General features: G+C 75.5%; 24 protein-coding genes. 15 read left to right on the top strand and 9 right to left on the bottom strand.

Annotation, left to right across the window (positions count from 1 at the left end; translation table 11 throughout):
* Window positions 1–50 precede the first annotated feature (50 nt).
* Genes LG943_RS21800 through LG943_RS21790 form a run of 3 tightly spaced genes read left to right on the top strand, consistent with a single transcriptional unit; the run spans window position 51 to window position 2,904 of the window.
* The gene (locus tag LG943_RS21800; RefSeq protein WP_270074204.1) at window positions 51–845 is read left to right on the top strand and encodes an IclR family transcriptional regulator; all 795 of its coding nucleotides are present in this window, start codon (window positions 51–53) and stop codon (window positions 843–845) included.
* Window positions 842–2,068: a CaiB/BaiF CoA transferase family protein gene (locus LG943_RS21795; protein WP_270074203.1), complete on the top strand. Its 1,227-nt coding sequence runs from the start codon at window positions 842–844 to the stop codon at window positions 2,066–2,068. The genes LG943_RS21800 and LG943_RS21795 overlap by 4 nt, the downstream gene beginning before the upstream one ends.
* Window positions 2,065–2,904, top strand: coding sequence for a citryl-CoA lyase (locus LG943_RS21790; RefSeq protein ID WP_270074202.1), 840 nt, complete (start codon window positions 2,065–2,067; stop codon window positions 2,902–2,904). The genes LG943_RS21795 and LG943_RS21790 overlap by 4 nt, the downstream gene beginning before the upstream one ends.
* Window positions 2,905–2,956: 52 nt before the next feature.
* Here LG943_RS21790 and LG943_RS21785 read toward each other — a convergent pair whose 3' ends face one another.
* Together LG943_RS21785 and LG943_RS21780 are read right to left on the bottom strand one after the other, a co-directional pair.
* The gene (locus tag LG943_RS21785; protein WP_270074201.1) at window positions 2,957–3,991 is read right to left on the bottom strand and encodes a LacI family DNA-binding transcriptional regulator; all 1,035 of its coding nucleotides are present in this window, start codon (window positions 3,989–3,991) and stop codon (window positions 2,957–2,959) included.
* Between the two features lie 269 nt (window positions 3,992–4,260).
* The gene (locus LG943_RS21780; RefSeq protein ID WP_270074200.1) at window positions 4,261–5,220 is read right to left on the bottom strand and encodes an NAD-dependent epimerase/dehydratase family protein; all 960 of its coding nucleotides are present in this window, start codon (window positions 5,218–5,220) and stop codon (window positions 4,261–4,263) included.
* 283 nt (window positions 5,221–5,503) lie between these two features.
* Between LG943_RS21780 and LG943_RS21775 the strand changes: the two genes are divergently transcribed.
* Together LG943_RS21775 and LG943_RS21770 are read left to right on the top strand one after the other, a co-directional pair.
* Window positions 5,504–6,430, top strand: coding sequence for a hypothetical protein (locus LG943_RS21775; RefSeq protein ID WP_270074199.1), 927 nt, complete (start codon window positions 5,504–5,506; stop codon window positions 6,428–6,430).
* Between the two features lie 30 nt (window positions 6,431–6,460).
* Window positions 6,461–6,742, top strand: coding sequence for a hypothetical protein (locus LG943_RS21770; RefSeq protein ID WP_270074198.1), 282 nt, complete (start codon window positions 6,461–6,463; stop codon window positions 6,740–6,742).
* Window positions 6,743–6,754: 12 nt separating this feature from the next.
* Here LG943_RS21770 and LG943_RS21765 read toward each other — a convergent pair whose 3' ends face one another.
* Window positions 6,755–7,753, bottom strand: a complete 999-nt coding sequence (locus LG943_RS21765; RefSeq protein WP_270074197.1) for a DUF6807 domain-containing protein — start codon at window positions 7,751–7,753, stop codon at window positions 6,755–6,757.
* Between the two features lie 81 nt (window positions 7,754–7,834).
* The gene (locus LG943_RS21760) at window positions 7,835–8,989 is read right to left on the bottom strand and encodes a Gfo/Idh/MocA family protein (protein ID WP_270074196.1); all 1,155 of its coding nucleotides are present in this window, start codon (window positions 8,987–8,989) and stop codon (window positions 7,835–7,837) included.
* 390 nt (window positions 8,990–9,379) lie between these two features.
* Between LG943_RS21760 and LG943_RS21755 the strand changes: the two genes are divergently transcribed.
* Together LG943_RS21755 and LG943_RS21750 are read left to right on the top strand one after the other, a co-directional pair.
* Window positions 9,380–10,243, top strand: a complete 864-nt coding sequence (locus LG943_RS21755; protein ID WP_270074195.1) for a CPBP family intramembrane glutamic endopeptidase — start codon at window positions 9,380–9,382, stop codon at window positions 10,241–10,243.
* Window positions 10,244–10,424: 181 nt separating this feature from the next.
* Window positions 10,425–10,787, top strand: coding sequence for an STAS domain-containing protein (locus LG943_RS21750; RefSeq protein ID WP_270074194.1), 363 nt, complete (start codon window positions 10,425–10,427; stop codon window positions 10,785–10,787).
* A gap of 165 nt (window positions 10,788–10,952) precedes the next feature.
* Here the strand turns inward: LG943_RS21750 and LG943_RS21745 are convergent, their stop codons facing one another.
* Both LG943_RS21745 and LG943_RS21740 read right to left on the bottom strand, forming a co-directional pair.
* Entirely contained in the window at window positions 10,953–12,629 is a 1,677-nt protein-coding gene (locus LG943_RS21745; RefSeq protein ID WP_270074193.1) for a PH domain-containing protein, read from the bottom strand.
* A complete protein-coding gene (locus tag LG943_RS21740; protein WP_270074192.1) occupies window positions 12,626–13,132 on the bottom strand; it encodes a PH domain-containing protein in 507 nt (168 codons plus the stop codon). Before LG943_RS21740 ends, LG943_RS21745 begins: the two co-directional genes overlap by 4 nt.
* Window positions 13,133–13,224: 92 nt before the next feature.
* On the opposite strand from LG943_RS21740, the gene LG943_RS21735 reads away from it, so the two are divergent.
* Both LG943_RS21735 and LG943_RS21730 read left to right on the top strand, forming a co-directional pair.
* Window positions 13,225–14,133, top strand: a complete 909-nt coding sequence (locus LG943_RS21735; RefSeq protein WP_270074191.1) for an SPFH domain-containing protein — start codon at window positions 13,225–13,227, stop codon at window positions 14,131–14,133.
* A 15-nt stretch (window positions 14,134–14,148) separates the two neighbouring features.
* Window positions 14,149–14,427, top strand: a complete 279-nt coding sequence (locus LG943_RS21730) for a hypothetical protein (protein ID WP_270074190.1) — start codon at window positions 14,149–14,151, stop codon at window positions 14,425–14,427.
* Window positions 14,428–14,524: 97 nt separating this feature from the next.
* On the opposite strand, the gene LG943_RS21725 is transcribed toward LG943_RS21730, so the two are convergent.
* Together LG943_RS21725 and LG943_RS21720 are read right to left on the bottom strand one after the other, a co-directional pair.
* Window positions 14,525–16,267, bottom strand: a complete 1,743-nt coding sequence (locus LG943_RS21725) for a class I adenylate-forming enzyme family protein (protein WP_270074189.1) — start codon at window positions 16,265–16,267, stop codon at window positions 14,525–14,527.
* A 111-nt stretch (window positions 16,268–16,378) separates the two neighbouring features.
* Complete coding sequence (locus LG943_RS21720; RefSeq protein ID WP_270074188.1) at window positions 16,379–17,470, bottom strand: Zn-dependent alcohol dehydrogenase; 1,092 nt, start codon at window positions 17,468–17,470, stop codon at window positions 16,379–16,381.
* A gap of 209 nt (window positions 17,471–17,679) precedes the next feature.
* Here LG943_RS21720 and LG943_RS21715 point away from each other — a divergent pair, with 209 nt between their 5' ends.
* From LG943_RS21715 to LG943_RS21705, 3 genes are all read left to right on the top strand, one after another.
* Window positions 17,680–18,330: a TetR/AcrR family transcriptional regulator gene (locus LG943_RS21715; protein WP_270074187.1), complete on the top strand. Its 651-nt coding sequence runs from the start codon at window positions 17,680–17,682 to the stop codon at window positions 18,328–18,330.
* Between the two features lie 205 nt (window positions 18,331–18,535).
* Window positions 18,536–20,332 (top strand): thiamine pyrophosphate-requiring protein, encoded by a 1,797-nt coding sequence (locus LG943_RS21710; RefSeq protein ID WP_270074186.1) that lies wholly within the window; start codon window positions 18,536–18,538, stop codon window positions 20,330–20,332.
* 106 nt (window positions 20,333–20,438) lie between these two features.
* Window positions 20,439–20,666, top strand: coding sequence for a hypothetical protein (locus LG943_RS21705; protein WP_270074185.1), 228 nt, complete (start codon window positions 20,439–20,441; stop codon window positions 20,664–20,666).
* A 76-nt stretch (window positions 20,667–20,742) separates the two neighbouring features.
* Here LG943_RS21705 and LG943_RS21700 read toward each other — a convergent pair whose 3' ends face one another.
* Window positions 20,743–21,243, bottom strand: coding sequence for a hypothetical protein (locus tag LG943_RS21700; protein WP_270074184.1), 501 nt, complete (start codon window positions 21,241–21,243; stop codon window positions 20,743–20,745).
* 470 nt (window positions 21,244–21,713) lie between these two features.
* Here LG943_RS21700 and LG943_RS21695 point away from each other — a divergent pair, with 470 nt between their 5' ends.
* From LG943_RS21695 to LG943_RS21685, 3 genes are all read left to right on the top strand, one after another.
* The gene (locus LG943_RS21695; protein ID WP_270074183.1) at window positions 21,714–23,039 is read left to right on the top strand and encodes a GAF domain-containing protein; all 1,326 of its coding nucleotides are present in this window, start codon (window positions 21,714–21,716) and stop codon (window positions 23,037–23,039) included.
* 894 nt (window positions 23,040–23,933) lie between these two features.
* The gene (locus LG943_RS21690) at window positions 23,934–25,166 is read left to right on the top strand and encodes an aminotransferase-like domain-containing protein (protein ID WP_270074227.1); all 1,233 of its coding nucleotides are present in this window, start codon (window positions 23,934–23,936) and stop codon (window positions 25,164–25,166) included.
* Between the two features lie 58 nt (window positions 25,167–25,224).
* The gene (locus LG943_RS21685) at window positions 25,225–26,178 is read left to right on the top strand and encodes a D-alanine--D-alanine ligase family protein (RefSeq protein WP_270074226.1); all 954 of its coding nucleotides are present in this window, start codon (window positions 25,225–25,227) and stop codon (window positions 26,176–26,178) included.
* The last annotated feature ends 73 nt before the right edge of the window (window positions 26,179–26,251 follow it).

The following is a 26,251-nucleotide window of genomic DNA, read 5'->3' as shown; positions in this document are numbered from 1 at the left end:
CGTCTAACAGTCCAAAAGGTCCACCTGGTGGACCCATGGGAGGAAGGGTGATGGGCGCGGATACCGATGGGGGCGTCAGGAGCGTGGTGCGCGCGCTCGACCTGCTCGACCTCTACGACGAGCGCAACCAGCGCTACTCCACGCGCGAACTCGTGGAGCTGACCGGCCTGGCCAAGACCACCGTCCTGCGCCTGGTCGCCACCCTGGAGCAGCGCGGCCTGCTGTGGAGCGGCTCCGACGGCCGCGTCGGCGCGGGACCCGGCCTGCTGCGGTGGGCGCGCCTGGCCCACGCCCTGTGGCAGGTGCCCGAACCCGTGCGCGCCGTGATGCGCGACCTCACCGTCCAGACCTCCGAGACCGTCAACCTCTACGTCCGGGTCGACGCCGTACGCGTGTGCGTGGCCCAGGAGGAGGGGCCGCTGCGCCTGCGGCACATCGTCAACCCCGGCGACGAGATGGTGCTGTGGGGCGGGGCGGCCAGCAAGGTCCTGCTCCAGGGCGCGCCCGAGTCCGTCCTGGAGCGCGTGGCCGCCGCCTCGCCCCAGGGGCCCCGGTACGCCGACCGGCTGCGGGCCGAGGTCGCCGAGGCCCGGGAGCGCGGGTTCGCCGTCAGCCACGGCGAGCGCGAGCACGGCGTCTCCGGCGTCGCCGCGCCGGTGCGCCGGCCCGACGGCGGCGCGGCGCCCGTGGCGGCCCTGGCCGTGGGCGGCCCCACCGCCCGCTTCACCGACGCCGCCGTCCGCGGGTTCGCCGCCGCCGTCGTCGAGGCGGCCCGCCGCGTCAGCGAGATCGGCTTCGACCCCGGCGCGGGCGCCGCGGGCACCGGCCCGAGGGGGGACCGGTGAGCACCGGCGCGCCCGCGCCCGACCGGCGGCCGCTGGCCGGCGTGCGCGTCCTGGACCTCACCAACGTCCTGGCCGGGCCCTACGCCGGCTACCAGCTCGGGCTCATGGGCGCCGACGTGGTCAAGGTCGAGGTCCCCGGATCCGGCGACCTCGCGCGGCAGCTGGGCGCCTCGGCGGAGCTGAACGCCCGGGGGATGGGCGCCTCCTTCCTGGCCCAGAACAGCGGCAAGCGCTCGCTGTCGCTGAACCTGAAGTCCGACCGGGGCCGGGAGGTCATGCGGCGCCTGGTCGCGCGGGCCGACGTGCTGCTGGAGAACTTCCGACCCGGTGTCATGGAGCGCCTGGGCTTCGGGTGGGACGCGCTGCGCGCGGCCAACCCCGGCCTGGTCTACTGCGCCGTCTCCGGGTTCGGCGCCGACGGACCGCTCAGCGACCGGCCCGCCTACGACCAGATCGTGCAGGGGCTGTCGGGCATGATGGACGCCACCGGCACGGCCGACACCGGCCCCCTGCGCGCCGGCTTCCCCATCGCCGACGTCCTGGGCGGCCTGGCGGCGGCCTTCGCGGTGTCCAGCGCCCTGGTCCGGCGCGAACGCAGCGGCGAAGGCGCCTACCTGGACGTCTCCATGCTCGAGACCGCCATCACCGCCATGGGGTGGGGCGCCTCCAACTACCTCTCCGCCGGGGTCGAGCCCCGGCGCATCGGCAACGAGAACGCCACCGCCGCGCCCTCGGGCACCTTCCGCACCGCCGACGGCGCGCTCAACATCGCCGCCAACAAGCAGGAGCAGTTCGAGACGCTGTGCGCGGTGGTCGGGGCGCCCGGGCTCGCCGCGGACCCGCGCTTCGCCGCCCGCGAGGACCGCAAGGCCCACCGCGAGGCGCTGCGCGAGGCGCTGGAGGAGCACCTGGCCCGGCGGCCCGCCGCGGAGTGGGAGGCCGCGCTGTCGGCGGCGGGCGTGCCGGCCGCGCGCGTGCTCAGCGTCCGCGAGGCCCTGGACCTGGACCACATCGCCCACCGGGGCCTGCTGCACACGCTGCCCTTCCCCGGCGAGGAGGGCCGCAGCCTGCGCGTGCTGGGCAGCGGCGTGCACGTCGACGGCGACGCCCTGGGCCCCGGCCAGCCCCCGCCGCTGCTGGGGGAGCACACCGACGAGATCCTCCGCGAGGCCGGATACGGTCCCGCCGACATCGACCAGCTCAGAGAGGCGGGAGCGATATGAGCGCCCCGGACGCCGCGACCATGACCCACGAGGAGATCGGCGCCTGGTGGGCCACCGCCGTCACCCGGATCGCCCCCGGCGAGATCGACCTGCGCGGGTACCCGGTGCAGGACGTCATCGGGCGGCTCGGCTTCGTCGAGGTGGTGTGGCTCCTGCTGCGCGGGGACCTGCCCGAGCCGGCCCAGGCCCGGATGCTGGAGGCCGCGCTGGTGGCCGGGGTCGACCACGGCCCCCAGGCGCCCTCCATCGCCGCCGCCCGGATGGCGGCCACCTGCGGGGTCGGCCTCAACAGCGCGGTCGCCACCGGGGTCAACCTCCTGGGCGACGTCCACGGCGGCGCCGGGCAGCAGTGCCTGGCCCTGCTGGAGCGGATGGGCGAGCGGCGCGCGGCCGGCGAGGACACCGGCGACGTCGCCCGCTCCGTCGTCGCCGAGTACCGGGAGCGGGGCGCCTACGTGCCGGGGTTCGGCCACCGCTTCCACCCCCGCGACCCCCGCCGCGACCCGCTGCTGGCCATGGTGTCCGAGGGGGTGCGGGCCGGCGCCGTGGACCCCGGCCCCCTGGAGTCCGCGCTGGCCCTGGAGGAGGCGTTGGCGCAGCGGCGGACCCGCCCGGTCCCGATGAACATCGACGGCGCCACCGCGGTGGTGTACGCCTCCCTGGGCTTCGCCCCCGAACTCGCCCGCGGCCTGTTCGTCCTGTCCCGCTCGGTGGGCATCCTCGCCCACGCCTGGGAGGAGAGCCGCGGCCGGTCCCGCATCAAGGGCCCCCTGCCGCGCCAGGTCCTCGCCACCTACACCGGCCCCGCCACCCGCCCCCTGCCCGACGGGGACTGACCCACCTCAGGGCCGCCCCCGGCCGGTGTCCGCCGAGGGCGACCGCGCGGTGCTAGCCGGCGGTGGGGGCGGCGGTGCTTTCGCGGACCACGACCTCGCCCGACACCGACACCGTCTGGGGCTCCTCGGCGGCGTCCTCACTCAGGGCGAGGCGGGCGGCCTCCTCACCCATCCACTCCAGGGGCAGGCGCACGGTGGTCAGGCCGGGGGTGAGGTCGCGCAGGGTGGGGATGTCGTCGAACCCGGCCACCGACAGGTCGCGCGGCACGTGCAGGCCGGCGTCGCGCAGCGCGGCCATGGCGCCGGTGGCCATGACGTCGTTGACGGCGAACAGGCAGGTGGCGTCGGTGCCGGCGGCCAGCAGGCGGCGGGTGGACTCGTAGCCGCCGTCGCGGGTGAAGGCGCCGTGCACCACGTTGCGCGGGTCCAGTTCGATGCCGGCGGCCGACAGCGCGGCGTGGAAGCCGTCGAGTCGGTCGCGCGCGGTGCGCAGGTTGGTGGGGCCGGCCAGCAGCGCGAAGCGCCGGTGGCCCAGGCCGATCAGGTGCCGGGCGAGTTCGGCGGCGCCGTTGCGGTTGTCGGGGACGACCGTGTCGGCGGGCAGCCCCTCCTGGGACACGCACGCGATCCGGCCGCCGCGCCCGGTGAACGTGGCGATCTCGTCGGCGAGGCGGCGCGTGGTCTCCTCCTCGACGGTGCGGCTGCCGGCCAGCACCACCGCGCGGGCGCGGTGGGAGCGCAGCGTCGACAGCAGTTCCAGTTCGCGCTGGGGCGTGCGGCCGGTCGTGCCCAGGACCACGACAAGGCCCTCGTCCTCGGCCGCGCGGGTCACGCCCGAGGCGATGCTGGAGAAGTAGGGGTCGGCGATGTCGTGCACGATCAGCCCGACCAGGGAGCTGGTGTTGCGGGCCAGGGTCTGCGCCGAGGCGTTGGCGAGGTAGCCCAGCTCGTGCGCGCTGGCGGTGACCCGGTCGCGCAGTGTGCGGCCGACCTGGCGGGTGCTGCCGTTGAGCACGCGCGAGGCGGTGGCCAGGGAGACGCCGGCGTGCCGGGCGACCTGTTCCAATGTCACGTATCCGCTGCCCACAGCCTGACCTTTCGCCCCTGGTGGAAAACTCTTTCCGCCGTTCGATCATAGGCCGCGCGCGTCGGCGGCGACCAGCCGAGACCGCCGACGGGCGCCCGTGAACCCCGACACGCAGGGCCGATCCCCGGCCGGGGGTTCGGGCGGAGGCCCGCCGACCTGGCGGCCCGGTGGGGCCGGAGGTCGGCGGGAGGGCGGCGCCGAGGGAGGGGCGGCGTCGGCGGGAGGGGGCGGACGTCGGCGGAAGGGCGCGCGGCCCCGGGGGCGCGGGGTCAGGGCGCCTCGGGCACGGGGCCGCGCAGTTCGGTGCGCCAGGTGCGGGCGGGCCGCCAGCCCAGCCGCTCGGCCGCCGCCCTGGAGGAGAAGGCGCCCTGGCGGCCGGTGAGCGCGGCGGCGTGCGGCGCGGTGCCCGGGTGGAAGCGCGGCAGCAGTTCGGCCAGCGGGGCGAGCGCGAGGGCGTCCTCGGCGACGGCGTGGAAGACCTCGCCGCCGGTCGCCGCACCGGACCGCTCGCACAGCAGCGCGAACAGTTCGGCCGCGTCGCGCGCGTCGACGTAGTTGAACAGCGCGACCGCCGACAGTTCGGGGTCGCGCAGCCGCTCGGCGACCGTGTGTCCCTGCTGGGTGGGCGCGCCCGCCCATTCCTCGGGCGCGATGACGTAGCCGGGGCGGACGCTGGTGAGCGTGCAGCCGGCGGCCCTGGCACGGGAGAGGGTGCGCGCGGTCTCCTCGATGATCAGCTTGCTCAGCCCGTAGGAGTGGCGGGGCGCGCGCGGGTGGTCCTCGTCCAGCGGCAGGTAGCGGGGCCGCCAGTCGGGGGTGCCGTAGCCGAACACGGTGGGACTGGAGGCGGCCACGGCCGACCGCGCGCCGTGCTCGACGGCGGAGGACAGGACGGCCCAGGCCAGCCGGGTGTTGACGGCCAGGATCTCGGTGTCGGGCCGCGCGAAGGGCACGGCGATCCCGGCGAGGTGGACCACGGCCTCGGGCCGCACCTGCGCGAAGAGGTCGCCGCGCGCGGTGTCGTCCAGCAGGTCGGCGGTGATGTGGGTGACGCCGTCCGCCTGTGCGGCGCCGGACGCGGAAGCGGGGGCGGAGGCACGGGCTGAGGCGGCGGCGGGCGCGGCGGCGGGCACGAGGTCGGCGGAGGCCACGTCATGCCCGCGAGCGGCGAGCACGGCGACCACACTGCGGCCCAGTCTGCCCGCCCCGCCGGTGACGAGGATGCGCATGGCGATCGTCCCCTGTTCCAGCCGCGATCGGCGTCAGCGAAATGGAAAGCGCTTACCAACCAGGATGGCACGGACGTCGGCGGCGGGTCAACGGCGGGGGAGCGGGGGCGGGCCGGTGCGGTGAGGGTGTCTTCAAGGTTCCGAAAAGCCGTCCTCTTTGCCGGAACGGATGCCGTTTTGGCGGTAGGCTTTGTCCTTCCGGATATCCGCAACGGCGGTAACGTATGCCGCGACTTCGGTGTCGATTACCGGCTGTTGCCGCCGTCTCGGTAATCTCCACGCCATGCCCGGAAAAGAACACGAATTGCAGGTGCTGTTCCTGCAATGGGCGCCGGACGTGGTGCCGACCATCCTTCGCGAGGTGTGCGGGATGGAGGTGCCCGAGTACGACCATGCGGAACTCGGGTGCACCGATCTCACGACTATCTCCCTTAAAGCTCATAAAGCGGACAAAGTGACGGTCCTTTACGGCAAGAAGAATGTAAAGAAGCTCGCCGTCATCACCGAGATCCAGTTGCGCCAAGACGATGACAAGCCCTATACGTGGCCTTTGTACGTCGCCCAAGTGCGCGAGAGGCTGCGCTGCCCGGTGCGGCTGCTCGTGGTGTGCCCCACCAAGCAGACCGCCGACTGGGCAGCCGGCCCGATCGAGGTCGAAGCGGGCGGCATGGTTCTACGGCCTGCGGTTATGAGCCCCGACAACGTTCCCGTCATCGACGATGTCGAGCGCGCCCGAGAGGTGCCCGAACTCGCCGTACTGGCGGCGCCCGCGCACCAGGACAACCGCAAGGTCCTGGACTGCCTCCAGGCCGCGCTGGATGCATCGCCCGAGGACAGGCGTGCGTTCTACTATGACTACGTCGTCGCGAAGCTCGACGCGGAGGCGCGGCGCTACTGGGAGGATCTCATGAAGACCATGGAATACGAGTGGCAGAGTGACTTCGCCAAGAAGTACGTCGGAATCGGCCGGGAGGAAGGCCGGGAGGAAGGCCGGGAGGAAGGGCTTGAGGAGGGGCGCGAGAAAGGGCTTGAGGAGGGTCGAGTGCAAGCCCAGTCTCGGGCTGTGCTTGAGGTCCTGCGGGCTCGGGGGATCGAGGTCAGCGAGCGGCAGCGCGATGCCGTGCTTTCGTGCGACGATCTTGACCGGTTGCGTGTCTGGCTCGTTCGGGCGGCGACCGCCGCTGACGCGCATGAGGTCTTCGCCGATTGACCGGAAGTGCCGGGGGATCTCATGAAGACCATGGAATACGAGTGGCAGAGTGACTTCGCCAAGAAGTACGTCGGAATCGGCCGGGAGGAAGGCCGGGAGGAAGGGCTTGAGGAGGGGCGCGAGAAAGGGCTTGAGGAGGGTCGAGTGCAAGCCCAGTCTCGGGCTGTGCTTGAGGTCCTGCGGGCTCGGGGGATCGAGGTCAGCGAGCGGCAGCGCGAAGTCGTGCTCTCGTGTGAGGATCTTGACCGGTTGCGTGTCTGGCTCGTTCGGGCGGCGACCGCCGAGGATGCCACCGACGTCTTCGGCAGGTGAACCGGGCGGCCGTCAGTCGGCAGCCGCTGCGGCTTCTGCTCTGGCGACAAGAACGGGGATCTCTTCGGAGGGCGACAGGTGGCCGTCGGCCACCACGGTGACCACGTGGCGGTCGATCTCCGCGTCCTGCGCGAACCTCAGCGGGGTGTCCCAGACCAGTGCCGCCCCCACGCCGGGGTACTCCCGGGCGCGCAGGAACCACGGGTCGCGCTCCGGGCCCACGGCCGCGAACACCAGCGTCCAGCGGGTGTCCGGCGACGAGCCGCCGAACAGGGCCAGCCACGGCGACCGGGAGCCGTGCAGGGCGGTCTCGCCCTCCTGCTCCGGGCCGAGGCAGCGGGGCGGCTCCGCCTCCTTCGGCGCCCGCCAGAAGTAGCCGCCGTAGCCCGCTCCCGGGCGGCCCTTGGTCGCGGGGCTGTTGACCTCAAGCTCGCGGCCCGACGTGTTGCGCAGGCGGCTGCGCAGGCACAGCGCCCACGCCCGCGCGTCGAGGTCCACGGCGGCGGTCTCCCGGACCTCCTCGCACAACTCCGCACCGGTTCGGTTCAGCCACGCGACGCGTTCGGTCCGCCGCGACTCCCCGGCCCGCGTCCACGCGCGGTGCTCCTGGCGGCCGTGGTTGTCCAGCAGCACCGGCCCCCGGTCGCGGACGAACGTGGTGCCGCCCCAGAAGCTCGTGCCGTCGATGTCGGGCACCGCCACCCCCACCCCCAGGTGGTGCGGGTGGTCGGCGGGGTAGACCTCGGTGACGACCGTCCCGCCCAGCGTGCGCACCGGGTGCAGGTAGGGGCGCGGCGACAGGTCCGGCGGCACGTCGGCGCCCGCGCGCCACGACGCCACGGCGACACCGCGGCAGCGCAGCTCCACGGCCTCCGCGTCCGCCGCCCCCCGGGTCTCCTCCGGCTTCCCGCCGCCCCCGGGCACCGTGCCCTCCGGCCGCGCCGCCCGGCTCGTCCGCGCCGCTGCCGCCTCGGCTGCCTCCTCGGCCATCCGGCCGCTCCCTTCCGTCACCGCTCCGCCTCCTTGACGAGCCGCCGAATCCGCTGCCGCCCGCCCCCGCGCAGTCCCCGCGCCCCGCGTCAACCCGCGCGCTCAGGCGCGGCCGGGCTGGGCCAGCGCCGCCCACGGCGCGCCCAGTTCCGAGAACAGCGCCACCCGCTCCGCGCTCAGCGCCACCAGGTCGTCCACCCCGGCCACCACCCGGTGCGTGCCGTCCGCCTCCTCGGTGACCTCCTGGAACTCCTCGGGGACCGGCAGCGGGTCGGGCGCGCGGCGGACCGCGTCGAGCACGGCCGTGAACCCCGCCGTCGCCTCGGGCGGCACCAGCAGCGGTGCGCCGCCCTCCACGTGCTCCACCAGGTTGCGCAGCAGGTCGGTGCGCCCGTACACGATCGTCCGCGGCGGCTCGCCGGGCCGCTCCAGGCGCACCTCGTCCAGCGTGTAGTACAGCGTGATCCGCCCGGCGGCGCCGTGCACCACCAGGTGCGGCGGCCGGTGCGTGCGCGCGCACAGCGTCACCGCCACGCTGATGGGCGTGCCGTCGGGCGCGCGCACCCGCACGCACGAGGTGTCGTCGCTCTCGATCGGGTGGGCGTGGAAGAGTTCCAGTTCAATCGCGTCGCCGACCGCCTCCTGGGCGCCCGCCACCGCCAGCGCCGTGGCCACCGCGTGGGCGAAGGGGTTGGTCAGCGCGCCGTCGACCACGTCGTGCCCGGCCAGCACCCGCCGCCCCGCCCACGCGGCCCGCGCGTAGTAGGCCGAGGTGCGGATCCAGGTGCCCGCGCCGCCGATCCCGCGCACCGCGCCGATCGCGCCCTCGGCGATCAGCGCGCGCACGGCCGGGACCGCCGCCGACCCCAGGCTCTGGAACCCGACCTGGCAGGCCAGCCCGGAGTCGGCCACCGCCGCGCGCAGCGCCGCGAACTCGGTCGCGGTGGCCGTCGGCGGCTTCTCCAGCAGCAGGTGCGAGCCCGCCGCCAGCGCGGTGCGCGCCAGCGGCAGGTGGGTGTGGATGGGGGTGCACAGGATCGTCACCCGCGCGCCCGTGCGGGCGATGAGCGCGGCCAGGTCGCCGTCCTGGGCGACGGGGCCGAAGCCCGCCAGGTCGGCGTCGGGCAGCGGCACGAGGTCGCACACGCCCGCCAGCCGCACCAGCCCCTCCTCAGCGAGGGCGCGCAGGTTGCGCAGGTGGGAGCGGCCGTGGCCGTGCGCGCCGACGAGGACGACCGGAACGGGGGTCTGGCTCATGGGGCCTGCCTTGTGCGCGTCGGTACCGGTCGGGGCGGGCGCACCGGCGGGGCGGCGGCGCGGGGGAGCGGTCCGCCGGTGGGGTGCCGGGCCGAGGGCAGTGCCGTCGACTCCGCCCCCGCCTTGGAAAGCGCTTGCCGAGATAATGTAGGCAGCCGCCGCCGCACGTGTCAACGGCCGCGAGCGCCGCCGCACCGGGGGAAGGAACGGGGGAGCGGTTCGATGGCGGTGGCCGACCGGCCTGACCCCGGGAGCGGGGAGCCGGCGGGCGGTGCCGCGCCCGCCCTCCGCATGTCCGCCCGCCCGCCGAGCGGCCATGACCCGAAAGGACGAGCACACCTCGCCCGCACGGACGATGCGCGCCGCCGCCTCCGCCGCCATGCTGGCGCGATGCAAATCCGCACCACCCCCCTCATCGTCGGCTGCTGCCTCGCCGCCGTGGCGCTCGCCCTGGGCGCGCTGGTCGCGACCGGGCACACCGACCTGCGGCTCTCGACCGACGCCGAGGCCGACACCACCCCGCTCCTGGCCGTCGCCTCCTCCCTGGCGGCCGGGCTGCTGCTGATCCGCCTGGTGCCGCCCCGCCTGCCCGCACCCGCCCCCTGGCCCGCCGAGGAGCGCCCCGCCCTGACGCGCCAGGCGCTGGGCCTGACGGCCGTCGCCGTCGCGGTCGTCCTCGCCCTGGTCGCCCTGCGCGACACCGCCTTCTACGGCGCGGCCAAGGTGGCGCTGCTCCTGGGCGGCGCGGCCCTCGTGCTGCTGCTGTGGCGGTCCCCCTCGCCCCTGCGGCGCGCCCGCGCCGAGGTGCCCGCCCGGTGGCGGCTGCTCGCACCGGTGCCCGCCGTGGTGTGCTGGGCCTACCTGCTCTACTACAGCCCGCTGGCCGGGAGTTCCGACGTCTCCGCCTACGCCGGGCTGGACCGCGCCTACCTCATCCTCGCGATGGCCCTCACCTTCCTCACCGCCAGCGTCACCGAGGAGGTGTTCTACCGGCTACTGCTCCAGACCCGGCTGGAGGCGCTGCTCGGCCGCTGGGGCGCGATCCTGCCGACGGCGCTGCTGTTCGCCGCGATGCACCTGTCCCGCCTGGTGGAGACTCCCACCTGGCAGGCTCTCGCCACGATCGCGGTGTGGCACGGCGGCCTGGGGATCCTGCTGGGCTACCTGTGGTCGCGCCACCGCAGTGTGTGGGGTGTGCTGGCCGTGCACACGGCGGTCAACTCCCTGATCCTTCTTCCGGTGGTGCTGGGCTGACCCCGGCGCGCGGGCGCGCCCCCACCTGCGGTGCTTCGGCCGGCCCCGCCGCCGGGCGGGAACCGGTCCCACGACAGGACCTCTGACACGCGGTCACGAGGCGCCTCCGCCCGATACGATCATCCTCCGGGGGGAGGTGTCCGAACAACCGGACATTGAGCGAGCGAGAGGCGGCGCGGTGGTGCCAGCACGAGACGGTCGGCTACACGCGGACGAGCAGGTCGCGGTCGTCGCGGTCGTGGGCGAGATCGACATCGCCACCGCCGACGACATGCACGCCCGGCTGGTGGGGGCCGGCTCCGGCCCCCGGCGCGCCGCCGCCGTCGTGGCCGACCTCTCCCGCGTGGAGTTCTTCGACGCCAGCGGAGTGCGCGCGCTGGTGTCGGCCCGGCGCCGGCTCGCCGAGCGCGGCGTCCGGCTGCTGCTGGGCGAGCCCGCCCACGCCGTCGCCCGCACGCTGGAGGTGCTGGGCCTGGCCGCCTCCTTCGAGACGCTGCCGCTGCGCGAACTCCCGCTCGCCGGCCACACGGCCGCCCCCAACTGAACAGCCGCACCCCATAGGGCCACTTCGGGGCTGCCGCGGCCTCCGGCCGCCCCCCGGGCCGGGCGTGGGAGCGGGGGCGCGGCCCGTCCATCCGCGCCCCCGCCGCCCGGTGCGGGCGCGCCCGCGCCCGCCGGCCGCACGCGCGGCCGTGGCCATCCGCCGGGTTCACCGGCCGGGCCGCGGTGCTCCCACCGGCGCCGGCCGCGCCGGTTCGCCGCCCGCCCGCCCGGCGTCCGGCCGCGCCGTGTGCGGCGGCTCGGCGAGGAAGGGGTCGAGCAGGCCGGGCACCGCCTCGGCCGCCACACCCAGCCCCACCGCCTCCTCGGCGTCGAGGACCGCGTACAGCCCCGACCCGGCGGCCGTGGTGGCGCCCACGGTGGCCAGGCCCAGGCGCCGCTGGAACGGCGAGCGCCTGATCCGCCAGCCGATCACGCCGTCGCGCCGCAGTGCGACCGTGCCGCGCAGCACCGCGCCCCGGCGCACCACCAGGTAGCCCGGCGTGAGGGCGTGGCCCAGCCCCCGGTAGGCGCCCACGGCCCATACCGCCAGCACCGGGGCGGCCACCCCGGCCGTGGCGGCCCCGGCCACCGCCCACGGGAGTTCGGGCACCCAGCCCCAGGGCAGCGCCGCCGCCCCGGCCGCGCCCAGGGCCGCCAGCGCCCCCAGGGCGAGGGCGGCCCACGCCGCCCGCCGCAGCCGCAGCCACAGCGCCGCCCGGGGGTGGGCGCGCAGCGGCGCGGCGACCGGGGTGGCGGGCTCGCGCAGCACGTCTGCGGTGAGCCGCAGCGCCCGCTCGCGCGGCATGTCCGGCGACAGGCCGCTGCGCTGGGCGCCGCCCTTCTGCGCCGAATCCGCGCCCAGCCCGGTGGCCACCGCCTTGACGCGGGCGCCGCCGACCCAGCGCATCGGCGCGGGTTCGCGCAGCTCCACCCCGCGCAGCCGGCGCTCCTCCACCGACAGCGACGTGGCGGTGACCAGGCCGCGCCGCACCAGCAGCGTGCCGTCGGGCTCGCGCACCAGCCGGTAGCCCCACCACGCCTCGATCTGCGCGGCGGACGCCGACACCGCGCCGGTGACCAGCACGACGGCCACGGCGCCGGGCACCACCACCACGGGGTTGGCCACGGCGTACTCGAACACGGCCACCGCCACCCGCCCGGCGCGCTGCTCACCGAACCAGCTCAGGACGTTGTAGGCGCCGCCGATCACGCCCAGCCCCAGCGCGGGCACGGCCGCGCCCAGCGGCGCGTAGGCGAACCAGCGCGGGCGCAGCCGCGCCAGCTCGGTGCCCGCCGCCGCGTCCGCCCCGGCGCCCTCCGCCCCTCCCGGCGCCTCCGATGCCGCCGCCGCAGACGCCGGAGCCGTGGCGCGCAGCAGCAGTTCGCGGCGCAGCCGCTCCCCCTCGGCCCGGGCCACGTACTCCAGGGCGATCTCCTCGGCCTTGGCGCCCTGCCCGGTGCCCACGGTGACCTTGCAGACGCTGAAGGGCCGCAGCCAGACCGGCACGGCGACGTCCACGCTGCGGATGCGCTCGCGGGGGATGGAGCGGTGCGCCAGCACCAGGATCCCGCTGCGGATCTCCAGGCGCTGCTCGCTGACCAGGTAGCGGGTGCGGTGCACGCGCAGCGCGTCGGCGCCGACGCCCAGGGCCACCACCAGGGCGGCGCCGCCCAGCACCAGCGCGCCCCAGGGCCAGAACACGCCGGCGACGGCCAGGATCACGGCGACCACGGCCCCCGGCCCCAGCAGCAGCGCGGCGAACGCGGCGCAGCCGGCCCACAGGCCGATGCGGCTCAGGTGCCGCCACCCCTGCGGGGCGGCGGCGCGGGTGTGGGTGCTCATGTGGCGTCCCCCTCGGTGCGGTCGGTGGCCGCGGTCAGCTCGGCGGCGATGTCGTCGGCGCGGCGGCCGTCGAGGCCGTCGATGACCACCGGCCCGGCCGCCGAGGCGGTCGTGACGGTGATCTGCGCCAGCCCGAACAGCCGCTGGAGCGGGCCGCGCTGGGTGTCCACCGTCTGTATGCGCGACATGGGGGCCACGCGCCACTCCTGCCACAGCCAGCCCGAGGCGGTGTAGACGGCGGTGCCGGTGACCTCCCAGCGGTGCACGCGGTAGCGCCACAGCGGCATCACGGCGGCGACGGCGAGCCCGGCGACGCTCAGCGCGGCGGCGGCCAGCAGCAGCCAGGTGCGGTAGGGGTCGGGGACGAACAGGGCGGCGACGGCGGGCGCGGCGGCCGCGGGCACGGCCACCGCCAGCGCACGCGCGGTCCACCAGCCCACGGCGCGGCGCTCGACCCGGTTGCGGGGCGGCCGCAGCGCGACGGCGGGGTGGGTGAGGGTCATGGCGGGTCCTTCCGAAGCCGGGCGTCTCTTAAAAAGTGATATCACTATGCTATGGTGAAGACATCTTCGCAAGAGGGAAGGAACAACCGCATATGAACGCCCAATCCGCCCCGGTCCAGATGCCCGCCCCCACCTATCGCGAGCGCGCCGCCTTCGGCACCGCCGGACTCCCCATGGCCGGGCTCAGCCTGCTGGTCGCCGCCGCCGGGCTCGTGGTCGCCGTGGTGGGGATCTCCCCGCTGTCGGTGCCGCTCCTGGTCCTCGGCGCGGTGCTGGTCCTGGCCGCCCTGCTGCTGGCCGCCGGCCTCACCGTGGTCTCGCCCAACCAGGCCCGCGTGCTCCAGTTCCTCGGCCGCTACGTCGGCACCGTGCGCACCGACGGCCTGCGCTGGGTCAACCCGCTCACCACCCGCGGCGTGGTCTCCACCCGCATCCGCAACCACGAGACCTCGGTGCTCAAGGTCAACGACGCCGGCGGCAGCCCCATCGAGATCGCCGCCGTGGTGGTCTGGCAGGTCGAGGACACCGCCCGGGCCATGTTCGAGGTGGACGACTTCGTGCAGTTCGTCTCCACCCAGACCGAGGCGGCCGTGCGCCACATCGCCAACAACTACCCCTACGACGCCCCCACCGAGGAGGCGATGTCGCTGCGCGACAACGCCGAGGAGATCACCGAGCAGCTCTCCACCGAGATCGCCGAGCGCGTGCAGTCCGCCGGTGTGCGCATCGTGGAGTCGCGGTTCACCCACCTGGCCTACGCCCAGGAGATCGCCCAGGCCATGCTCCAGCGCCAGCAGGCCGGCGCCGTGGTCGCCGCCCGCCGGCTGATCGTGGAGGGCGCCGTGGGCATGGTGGAGTCGGCGCTCCAGCGGCTGGCCGAGCAGGAGGTCATCGAGCTTGACGAGGAGCGCCGGGCCACCATGGTCAGCAACCTGCTCGTGGTGCTGTGCTCCGACCGTCCGGCGACGCCGGTCGTCAACGCCGGATCGCTCTACCAGTAGGGGGCGGCTCCACTCGTGGCCGAGCGCAAGAAGATCCTGCTGCGGCTCGACCCGGCGGTCCACGACGCCTTGACGCGCTGGGCCGGCGACGAGCTGCGCAGCACCAACGCCCAGATCGAGTTCCTGCTGCGCCGCGCGCTCTCCCAGGCCGGCCGCCTGCCGGGCACCACCGGCGCGATGCCGCGCCGGGGCCGTCCGCGCAAGCGGCCCGCCGAGGGCGCGGACGCCACCGAGGGTGAGCGGGCGCCGGATGCGGAGGCGGACGACGGCGCGTCGGCCGACGGGGAGGACTGAGCGGACGCGGCGGGCATTCCGGCCCGCCGCGTCCGGCGTATCCCGACCGGGCCGCCGCCCCGTCCGCCGCTACTCGGGTTGGCCGCGGCCGCCACCCCTACTGCGCCGGAGCCCAGCCGTGTGCCTGCTTGACCTGGCGCTTGAGCAGCTTGCCCGCCGCGTTGCGCGGCAGGTCCTCGGCCGTGATCCGGATGTGGGCGGGGATCTTGAACGGCGCGATGCGCGGCTTGAGGTAGGCCACCAGCTCCTCCTCGGTCAGCTCGTGGCCGGGGATCAGCCGCACCACCGCGCCGACCTCCTCGCCGTAGACCTCGTGGGGCACCCCCACCACCGCCACCTCGCCCACGGCCGGGTGCTCGTGGATGGCGGCCTCCACCTCGGCGCAGTAGACGTTCTCCCCGCCGCGGATGATCATGTCGGTGGCGCGGTCGACGATGTAGAGGAAGCCCTCCTCGTCCAGCCGCCCCAGGTCGCCGGTGCGCAGCCAGCCGTCGGTGAACGTCGCGGCGGTGGCGTCGGGCCGCTTCCAGTACCCGTGCACCACGCCCGGCCCCCGGATCCACACCTCGCCCACCTCGCCCGGCGGCAGTTCGGTCTCCCCGGCGTCCACGATCTTGACGTCCACGGTGGCCACCGGCAGCCCGGCGCTGTCGGGCCGCAGCAGGTAGTCGCTGCCGCCGTTGACGGTGGCGGTGGCCGAGCACTCGGTCAGCCCGTAGCCCTGCCCCAGCAGCGCGTTCTGCAAGCCGCTCACCGCGCGGGCGCGCGAGACCAGCGCCGGCGCCGCCGGCGCGCCGCCCGAGCCCAGCACCAGCAGGCTGGAGAGGTCGAACTCCGCCAGCCGGGGCGAGGCCAGCATCTGCGAGATCATCGCCGGCACCGCGGTGATCCCCGACACCCGCTCGCGCTCCACCAGCCCCAGCGCCTCCTCGGCGTCCCACCGGTACATCAGCAGCAGGGTGCCGCCGTTGGCCAGGGTGGGCAGCATGACCGTCTGCGCGCCGGTGGCGTGGAACAGCGGCAGCGCGCACAGCACCACCGAGGGCGGCAGCGCGTCCACGAACGCCTGCACCTCGTGCATCTCCAGGCCCATCCGCATGAGCGAGCGGAACCGGGAGTAGGTGCCGGCCACCAGGTTGGAGGCGAGGTTGCGGTGCGAGGCCACCGCGCCCTTGGGCCGCCCGGTGGTGCCCGAGGTGTAGAACAGCGCGCAGGGCTCGTCGGCGGCCAGGTCGGCCGGGGGCAGCGCGGCGTCGGGCGCCACCTCGCCCAGCACCTCCTGCCAGGTGCGCGCGCCCGCCGGAAGCGCGGTGTCGCCGGTGCGCACCGCCACCACCGACACCTCCAGCCGCTCCAGCGCCTCGGCCAGCGAGGCGATGCGCTCGCGGTCGGCCACCAGCACCCGGGCCTCGCTGTCGGCCAGCCCGAACTCCAGTTCCGGCCCGGTCCACCAGGAGTTGAGCGGCACCGCCACCGCGCCCAGGCTCACGGTCGCGAAGAACGCCACCACCCACTCGGGGTAGTTGCGCATGGCGATGGCGACCCGGTCGCCCTTGGCCACCCCGTAGTCCTCGGCCAGCCGGCGCGCCATGGTGGCCGCGTGCCGGTGGAATTCGGTGTAGGTCAGGCGCTCGTCGCCGTAGACCAGCGCGGCGGTGTCGCCGTGCCGCGGCGCGTCCTCGACCACCGCGCGCAGGTGGGGCAGGGCGTGCTTCCACACCCGGGTCGCCACGCCGTTGACGTCGACGACCTCCATCTCGAAGGGGCCGCCGGAGATGAGCAGCCGGGCGGTGACGGCGCTGAGCGGGCGCAGCGGGCGGGCGATCTCGGGTTGGGTCATGTCCACTCTCCCAGGGGCGTTCGCGCACCGCCGGGCCGGTGCGCCGTGGGGCGGGGCGGGGGTCGTGGCCGGGGGCGGCGGCCGGGGCGGGGGACGCCGCACCCGGCGGGTTCAGCCGAAGCGCACGACGGAGCGCCCGCCGCGGCCCGCTCGCATGCGGGCGAACGCCTCGGGCACCTCGTCCAGGGCGATCTCGTCGGTGACCATGGCCGCGAGGTCCAGGTCGCCGGCCGCCGCGTGCGCGGCCAGCAGGGGGATGTCGCGCTGGGGGTCGCAGGAGCCGTAGAAGCAGCCGCGCAGCGTGCGCGCCGTGTAGAAGACCTCCAGGGCGCTGAGGGCGACCGTGTCCTCCAGGGCGCCCGCGCCCACCACGGTGACCTCCCCGCCCCGGCGGGTGATGTCCCAGGCCGCGCGGATGGTGGCGGAGGCGCCGACCACCTCGAAGGCGTGGTCCACCCCGCGCCCGCCGGTGAGCGCGCGCACCTCGCCGGCCAGGCCGTCGCCGGCCGCCAGGAAGTGCGTGGCGCCCAGGCTCAGGGCGAGGTCGCGCTTGCCGGGGGCGGCGTCCACGGCGATCACGGGGTCGGCGCCGGCGTGGCGGGCCGCCTGGAGCACGGCCAGGCCCACCCCGCCCAGCCCGATGACGGCGGCCGAGCGCCCCGCCGGCAGCGCCGCGGTGTTGGCGACCGCGCCCCACCCGGTCAGGACGGCGCAGCCCAGCAGCGCGGCCGTCCCCAGGTCGACCGACTCGGGCAGCGCCACCACGCCGTTCTCTGGCACCACCGTGGCCTCGGCGAAGGCGGCCGTGCCCAGGCCGGGGTAGACCGGGGTGCCGTCGGCGAGTTCGGCGTAGGGGCGCTGGGCGGCGTCCTGGGAGCGCTCGCACAGGTGCGGCTCGCCGTTGGCGCAGTACCAGCAGGAGCGGCAGGGCGGCGACCAGTTGAGGACCACGGGGGTGCCCGGTGCCACCGACTCCACCCCGGGGCCCACGGCCTCGACCGTGCCGGCGCCCTCGTGGCCCAGCACGGCGGGGAAGTGGTGCGGCAGCACGCCGTTGGCCAGCGAGAGGTCGGAGTGGCACACGCCCGCCGCCGCCAGGCGCACCCGCACCTGGCCCGGACCGGGGTCCGGCAGGGCCACCTGCTCGATGCGGGGCGGCTCGCCGACCGCGGGGAAGACGGCGGCGCTGACGGTGTCGCTCATGGGCGGCCCTCCCGAGTGATCTGGATTACTCCGAGGTGGTGGCGACACTACAAGACCGACCGGTCGGTTCACCAGAGGGCGTTGGGCCGCGGCCGCCGGGAACGCTCGTCGGCGCCGGGAGCGCCTGCCGGGACCCGCCTGCCGGGAACGCCTGCCACACCTGGGCCGGCGGCGTCGCCGGGCCCCCCGGCGGTCGGTAGGGTCGGGGCGTGGCCAGCAAACAGCAGCGGCTGCCGCGCGCGGTCCGCGAGCAGCAGGTGATCGACGCCGCGGTGCGGGTCTTCTCGCGCTCCGGCTACCACTCGGCGAGCGTCGACGAGATCGCCGAGGCGGCGGGCGTCTCCAAGCCGATGGTCTACATCTACCTCGGCTCCAAGGAGCGGCTGTTCACCGCCTGCATCCACCGCGAGGCCGACCGCGCCGTCGAGGCCGTGCGCGCCGCCCTGCGCAGCGGCGAGCCCCCCGAACTGGGGCTGTGGTCGGGGCTGCGGGAGTTCTTCGGCTACGTGGCGGCCAACCGCGACGCCTGGCGGGTGCTCTACCAGCAGGCCCGCACCCAGGGCGAGCCCTTCTCCCAGGAGGTCCACACCGCCCGCGTCCGGGTCGTCGACGAGATCACCAGCATGGTGGTGGCCGGCACCGCGCTGCCCGAGGGCGGGCGCATCGTCGGCGAGCGCGACGCCGAGATCCTGGCCCGCATCGCCATCGGCGCCGCCGACGCCCTGACCGACTGGCTGCTGGAGAACCCCGACGAGACCGCCGACTCCCTGGTGGACCGCGTGCTCAACCTCGCCCTGGTGGGCGTGGAGCGCTACCAGACCGGCGACATCGCCGCCCCCGCCCCCGGCACCGCCCGCTAGCCGCGCCGGCCGTCAGTGGGCGGCGATCACGGGGCGGCGCGGCCGTGTTCGCCCACAGCGAACACGCCCGCGCCGCCGGGCCTGCCGCACGCCCGCGCACCCCACCGGGGCACCCCCGCCGCCTCGCCGCCCGGGTTTGGCCCCCCGCCTCGCGGGCAGCCGCCCGAGAGGAAGGCAAGGCCGCGAGACGGATGGGGGATCTCCTGTGAGCCAGAGTGTCGCCGACCACCTGCTGGGCCGCCTGCGCGAGTGGGGCGTGGAGCACGTGTTCGGGTACCCCGGCGACGGGATCAACGGGATCATCGCCGAACTGGGCAAGGCCCCGGGACCGCACTTCGTGCAGAGCCGCCACGAGGAGATGTCGGCGTTCGAGGCGGTGGGCTACGCCAAGTTCAGCGGCCGCCTGGGGGTGTGCCTGGCGACCAGCGGCCCCGGCGCCATCCACCTGCTCAACGGCCTCTACGACGCCAAGCTCGACCACGTCCCCGTCGTGGCGATCGTCGGCCAGACCCACCGCTCGGCCATGGGCGGCAGCTACCAGCAGGAGGTCGACCTCCACTCCCTCTTCAAGGACGTCGCCGGCGCCTTCGTGCAGACCGCGATGGTGCCCGAGCAGTTCCCCAACCTCATCGACCGCGCCATCCGCACGGCCCTGGCCGAGCGCTGCCCCACGGCCGTCATCATCCCCGCCGACCTCCAGGAGGCCGACTACAGCCCGCCCGGCCACGCCTTCAAGCAGGTGCCCTCCAGTCCGCCGGGGCTGGGCGCGCCGCTGGTGGTCCCGCGCGACGAGGACATCGCGCGCGCCGCCGAGGTCATCAACGCCGGCGACAAGGTGGCCGTCCTCATCGGCCAGGGCGCGCGCGGCGCGGTGGACGAGGTGGTCGAGCTGGCCGAGACCACGCGCGGCGGGATCGCCAAGGCGCTGCTGGGAAAGGACGTGATCGGCGACGAGCAGCCGTTCGTCACCGGCTCCATCGGCCTGCTGGGCACCCGGCCCTCCTGGGAGCTGATGCGCGACTGCGACACCCTGGTCATCGTCGGCTCCAGCCTGCCCTACAGCCAGTACCTGCCGCCGTTCGGCCGGCGGGCCGTGCAGATCGACATCGACCCGCACATGATCGGCATGCGCTACCCCACCGAGGTGAACCTGGTGGGCGACGCCGCCGAGACCCTGCGCCGGCTGCTGCACCACCTGCGCAACCGGCGCGGCGACGACGTGCCCGAGCGCTGGCGCGGGCGCATCGAGACCGCCGTGCGCGAGTGGTGGACCACCATGGACCAGCAGGCCCACGTGCCCGCCGACCCGGTCAACCCCATGCTCATCTGCAACGAGCTGTCCTCGCGGCTGCCGGAGAACGCCATCGTCACCGCCGACTCCGGGTCGGCCGCCAACTGGTACGCCCGGCACCTGAAGTTCACCAGCGGCATGCGCGGCTCGGTCTCGGGCACCCTGGCCACCATGGGCTGCGGCGTGCCCTACGCCATCGGCGCGAAGTTCGCCCACCCCGACCGGCCCGCCATCGCGCTGGTGGGCGACGGCGCCATGCAGATGAACGGGCTGGCCGAGCTGATCACCGCCCGGCGCTACGCCGGCGAGTGGAGCGACCCCCGGCTGGTGGTGTGCGTGCTGCACAACAACGACCTCAACCAGGTCACCTGGGAGCTGCGCGCCATGGGCGGCTCGCCGCGCACGCCCTACAGCCAGGACCTGCCCGAGGTCTCCTACGCCGGGTTCGCCGCCTCGTTGGGGCTGGGCGCCGAGACCGTCACCGAGCCCGAGGCGATGGGACCGGCCTGGGACCGCGCGCTGGCGGCCGACGGCCCGTTCGTGCTCGACGTCCACTGCGACCCCGACATCCCGCCCATCCCGCCCTATGTGGAGACCGGCCAGCTCACCGACATGGCCAAGGCCCTGGCCTCGGGCGACCCCGACGGGTTCGCCCTCATGACCAAGGGGCTGCGCACCAAACTCCAGGAGTTCATCTCGCCGCACCGCTAGCGGCCCCCGCCCGTCCGCGCGGCGCGCCGGGAATCTGGCGTCGCCGCTGCCGGCGGGCGCCCCACGGCCGGCAGGCAGCGCCGGCCCTCACCGAGGAGCAGCGATCGTGACCAGCAACGGCAACGGCAACGGTCCCACGGACCAGCCCGAGGACCCCCGAGGCGCACCCGCCGACGACGACCGCCCCCTGGCCGACCGCCGGGCCGGCCAGGGCGCCGAGCCCGCCCCCGACACCGAGATAGCCGCCGAGCGCGAGCCCTCCCCCTCGGACCCGGCCTCCTACGACAAGCGCGAGGAGGGCGACGAGCCGCCGGAGTACCCGACCCGGGCTTAGCCGTCCTGTGGGGTCCTTGGGCTGTCGGGCCGTGGGGGGCGTTGCCGTCTTCGGCCGTGCGCGCCCGCCCGTGCGCCTACTCGGGTTCGTCCTCGGCGCGGGGGCGGTCCCGGGCGCCGGACTCCTTGGGCTCGCAGTTGAAGCAGGTCATCCGGAAGACCTCCCGCTCGGCCACGGTGCCGGTGTAGGTGCCGGGCAGGCCCTCGGCCTCGGCGCGCTGGGCCGTCACCGCGGCGGGGTCGACGCGGCCCTCGAAGCGCGCCCGCTCGCCGTCCTCGGTGCGCCCCGCGCACACCACCGTCATCTCCGCGGCCAACTCCGGCGCGTCGCCGCGCAGGCTGCGGCACTCCAGGTGCCCCTCGATGGGGTGGCCCTTGCGCTCGAACGCCTCCTCGGCCTCGGGGCGCAGCAGCACCGCCGACAGTTCGCCGGTGGCCCTGGCCAGGGTCTCGGCCCCGGGGTCGGCCTCGGCACCCGAGCAGGCCGCGGCCGCCAGCAGCAGCGCCCCGGCCGCCAGCAGCAGCGCCCCGGCCGCCAGTCGGGTCGTCGTCCTTGTGGCCGTCCTGGCTGCCGCCATCGCCGCCGCCCTCACTCCCGCCGTCCCGGGCATCTCCGCTCCCACCGCTCGGCCGCCGCCGATCCCCCCGACCGGCTCCGCCCTGCGGCGTGCGCCGCCCCCGACCGCCTCGGTCTCATCACGTCCGGGCCACTATGGCCCGACGCGCGCAGCGCGTCCGGCAGCGCCACGGCCGACGCGCCCCAAGAATGGGTCAAGCCCCCGTTTCCGCCGGTCAGGCGCCCGGCCGTGGGGACTGGGACCGGACACCGGTGCAGGTTCACCCCGAAAAGCGGCCCCGATGGCGATACCGCGCAAAGCCCGTTCGCGAAGACGAATCCCTGGCCGAATCCGCGGATCGCCAGCGCTTTCGGCGGCCAACTCCCGTCCCCGCCGTTCGAGTGCTGTTACCCCCCGGTTCCGGTTGCCGCGGACCGCCATGCGCACAAGGATGAGATGGGCGTTGAACGAGCAGGTCAGCGGGGGGAGCCATGGTCCATCCACACCTGGACGCGGCGGTGCCCGCGGGAACCGACCCGCGCGAGTACGCCCGGTTGCTGCGGCGCGTGCACGAGGCGGTGCTCGCCGGCCGCACGCCGCCCGCCCGCCCCCGGCCCGTCATCGCCGACTCCTGGGCGCGCATGCGGGTGCGCCGCGTCGACCCCGAGACCGGGCGCCGCCTGCCCATGCTGGCCCGCGAGGACATCCAGCGCCACCGCCGGGAGTCGCCGCTGGTGGAGTTGCTGCCCATGCTGCGCCAGTCGTTGACCGCCGTGGCCGACGACGCCGCCCACGTCATGGTGATCACCGACGAGAAGTCCCGCGTCCTGTGGCGCGACGGCCCGGCGCGGGTGCGGCGCCTGGCCGACAGCATCGGCCTGGTCGAGGGCGCCGCCTGGAACGAGGACTTCGCCGGCACCAACGCCATCGGCACCGCCCTGGTGGTGGGCCAGCCCCTCCAGGTCTACTCCGCCGAGCACTACGTGCGCGGCCTGCACCAGGTCACCTGCGCCTGCGCGCCCGTGCACGACCCGCGCAACGGCCGACCCATCGGCGCCGTGGACGTCACCGGGCCGGCCGAGACCGTGCACCCGGCCACCCTGGCCCTGGTCAACGCCGTGGCCCAGCACGCCGAGTCGATGCTGCGCGGCTGGCACCACGCCCACCTGGAGCGGCTGCGCGTGGTGGCCGCCCCGCTGCTGGCCGGGATGCGCGGCCGCGCGCTGGTGGTCGACAACGACGGCTGGACGGCCGCCGCCGCCCACATGGAGCCGGTGCGCCGGGTGCTGCTGCCCCGCTCGCTGGAGGCGGGCGTGGCGTGGCTGCCGGGCGTGGGGGAGTGCCACGTCGAGCCGCTGCCCGGCGGCTGGCTGGTGCGCCCCGACGACGGCGAGTCCGCGCCCGCCAGCCACCTGCTGCTCGACCTCTCCGACGGCACCGCGCCCCAGGTCACCGTCAGCGGCGCCAGCGGCACCTGGTCCCACCGGCTCAGCCTGCGCCACAGCGAGCTGCTGTTCCTGCTGGCGCGCAGCCCCAACGGCCGCAGCGCCGCCCAGTTGGCCGCCGACCTGTTCGGCGACGCCGACCGGCTGGTCACCGTGCGCGCCGAGATGTCGCGGCTGCGCCGCCACCTGGGCGGGGTGGTGGAGTCGCGCCCCTACCGGCTGCACGAGGGGCTGCGGGTGAGCGTCCGCACGCCGCCCACCCCCGCCGAGCTGCTGCCCGGCTCCACCGCGCCGGGGATCCGCCGTGTGCGCCGGGCCGCCGACTGGGGACAGGAGCCGGTCGGGGACGGCGCGCAGCGGCTGCCGCGCTGACCGGGGTCGGGCGGCCCCGCGTTCGCTCTCCGCTCCCGCGCGCCGCGCCTCCACCCCGGCACCGGCCCTCCCGCCCCCGCCCGCGCGGCCGTGCCCGGCCGCCGCGCGGGCGACCTGACACGGTAAGAGTGCACATGTGCATATTAGACTGTGAACACTACGCACAGTCACTAATCTGCAACGTGGTGCAACCTTTGCGGGTGTGGGCCGGATGCGATGGAGTCGGCGGTGACGGTGATCGCCGCGGCGCCGCCCGCGGAGACCCACCGGAGAGGACCCCGGCCCGTCCGTGCCCGTGCCTTGAGGGGGGTAGCGGGATCCGTTTACGTCGGCGGGCCTTTCCCGGCGGCGGCCCGAGGGAGAGTGGGGGAGCTTTCCCGGGCCGCCGCCCGCTCGGCGGACCGCCGGCCCCACCCCGGAACCCGGTGGGGCCGGCGGTACCGCCGGGCCGCACCCGGTCCGGTCCGGCGCGGCCCAGCGCGCATCGGCCCAGCCCGGCCCGGCCCCTCGCGGCCCGGCCGCCGCCCGTGCGGCCGAAAACGCCAAGGACTCGGTCAAGACACCCCAAAGCGCCGCCGCTCCGGCCCCCGCCGGGGCAGTCGGTCCCCAGGCACCCGGCCCGCCCGCCGGGCGGCGCGCCGCCTCGGCATACACTGGGCCGGGACTGATCGGCCGCGCGCCGCGCGCCGACCGAGGCACCAGGTGGACGCCGCCCCGGCCGCCGGAGGTCAACCCCCGGCCGACCGCCCGCGTCCCACCAGCCGACAACCCAACCGTCCACGCCAGCGGAGGTGGATCGTGTCCCAGGATCCCCGGCAGTCCCACCGGCAGCCCTCAGTGCAGGGCTCGCGCATCGACCCCTACGTGGGCGCCTACGCCGCCCGCGCCCAGGGCATGGTGGCATCGGAGGTCCGGGCCCTGTTCGCCGTCGCCTCGCGCCCCGAGGTCGTCTCGCTGGCCGGCGGCATGCCCAACGTCAGCGCCCTGCCCATGGGCGAACTCGGCGAGATCGTCCAGCGCGTGGTCACCGAGGAGGGCAGCACCGCGTTGCAGTACGGCTCCGCCCAGGGCGACCCCGTGCTGCGCGAGCGGATCTGCGAGGTCATGGCCGAGGAGGGCATCTCGGCCGCGGCCGATGACGTCATCGTCACCGTCGGCTCCCAGCAGGCGCTCGACCTCGTCACCCGGGTGTTCGTGGACCCCGGCGACGTCGTGCTGTGCGAGGCGCCCACCTACGTCACCGCCGTCAACACCTTCGCCGCCTTCCAGGCCGACATCCGCCACGTCGCCATGGACGACGACGGCGTGCTGCCCGAGGCCCTGGAGGAGCACCTCACCCGGCTGGCCGCCGAGGGCCGCCGCGCCAAGTTCTTCTACACCATCCCCAACTTCCACAACCCCGCCGGCGTCACCCTGACCGCCGAGCGCCGCCGCCGCGTGCTGGAGGTCTGCCGCCGCCACGGCCTGCTGGTGCTGGAGGACAACCCCTACGGCCTGCTGCGCTACGGCGGCGAGCCCGTCGCGCCGCTGCGCGCCGAGGCCCCCGACCAGGTGATCTACCTCGGCTCGTTCTCCAAGACCCTCTCGCCGGGGTTCCGCATCGGCTGGGCGCTGGCGCCCTCGGCGGTGCGCGCCAAGCTGGTGCTGGCCGCGGAGTCGGCCATGCTCAGCCACTCCGCCTTCAACCAGATGGTGGTGCGCCGCTACCTGGCCACCCACCCCTGGCGGGAGCGGATCAAGGACTTCAACGAGATGTACCGGGAGCGCCGCGACGCCATGCTGGGCGCCCTTGAGGCGATGATGCCCGCCGGCAGCTCCTGGACCCGGCCCGAGGGCGGGTTCTTCGTGTGGGCCACCCTGCCCGAGGGGCTGGACGCCAAGGCCATGCTGCCGCGCGCGGTCAACGCCCGCGTGGCCTACGTCCCCGGCACCGGCTTCTACGCCTCCGACGAAGGCCGCCGCAACATGCGGCTGTCCTTCTGCTACCCCACTCCCGAGCAGATCCGCGAGGGGGTGCGGCGCCTGGTCGGCGTCATCGAGGGCGAGACCGCCCTGCGTGATACCTTCGGCGGTGCGTCGGCCCCGGCCACCCGGGGCGACGACTCCCCGTTCCCCGACCTCCCCTAACCTCCCACCACCTGGGGGCGTCCCCGTGACAGCAGCAGCGCAGCAGGAAGGCAGGACCGTGGCCGATCTCGACCGGGTGCTCGTACTGGCGGGCGGGATGTCGCCCGAGCACGAGGTCAGCGTGCGCTCGGGGCGCCGCGTCGCGGAGTCCCTGCGCCGCCTCGACGTCGAGGTGCAGATCGCCGACGTCGACTCCGCCCTTCTGGGCACCCTGGCCGCCGACCCCCCGCAGGTGGTGTTCCCGGCGCTGCACGGTGCCTCCGGAGAGGACGGCGCCACCGCCGAGGTCCTGGAGCTGAGCGCGGTGCCCTACGTGGGCGCCCCGCCCGCCGCCTGCCGGGCCGCCTTCGCCAAGCCCGTGGCCAAGGCGCTGGTGGCCGAGCGCGGGATCGCGGTGCCGCGCGGCGTGGTCCTGCCCAAGTCGGCCTTTCACGACCTTGGCGCCCCCGCGCTGCTGGAGCGCATCGTGGCCACGCTGGGACTGCCGCTTTTCGTCAAGCCCGACCAGGGCGGGTCGGCCTTCGGCGCCACCGCCGTGGACACCCCCGAGGCGCTGTCCTCGGCGCTGGTGAGCTGCTTTGCCTACGGCGACCGCGCGCTGATCGAGGAGCGTGTGGAGGGCACCGAGATCGCGGTGGGCGTGCTCGACCTCGGCGACGGCCCGTTCGACCTCCCGCCGGTCGAGATCGTGCCCGACGGCGGCGTCTACGACTACACCGCCCGCTACACCCCGGGGCGCACCGAGTTCTTCTGCCCGGCGCGGCTGTCGGAGGCCGCCGCGCGCGCCGCCGCCGAGGCCGCGCTGACCGCCCACCGGGCGCTGGGCCTGCGCGACTACTCCCGCACCGACCTCATCGTCGACGGCGCGGGCACGGTGCGGTTCCTGGAGGTCAACGTCGCGCCCGGCATGACCGAGACCTCCACCTTCCCGATGGCGGTCGAGGCGGCCGAGCTGGACTTCGCCCGCGTCTGCCGCGACCTCGCCTTCAACGCCTACAACCGCCGCCGCTAGCCGGCGCCCGCGCGAAGGGCGGCCCTCCCCAGCCGACTCGGCTGGGAAGGGCCGCCCTTCGCGCGCCACAGGA

It is taken from the genome of Streptomonospora mangrovi, from assembly GCF_027604915.1.
Lineage (GTDB): Bacteria > Actinomycetota > Actinomycetes > Streptosporangiales > Streptosporangiaceae > Streptomonospora > Streptomonospora mangrovi.
The sequence above is the reverse complement of the archived record's forward strand: the minus strand, read 5'-3'. Positions and strand labels throughout refer to the sequence as shown.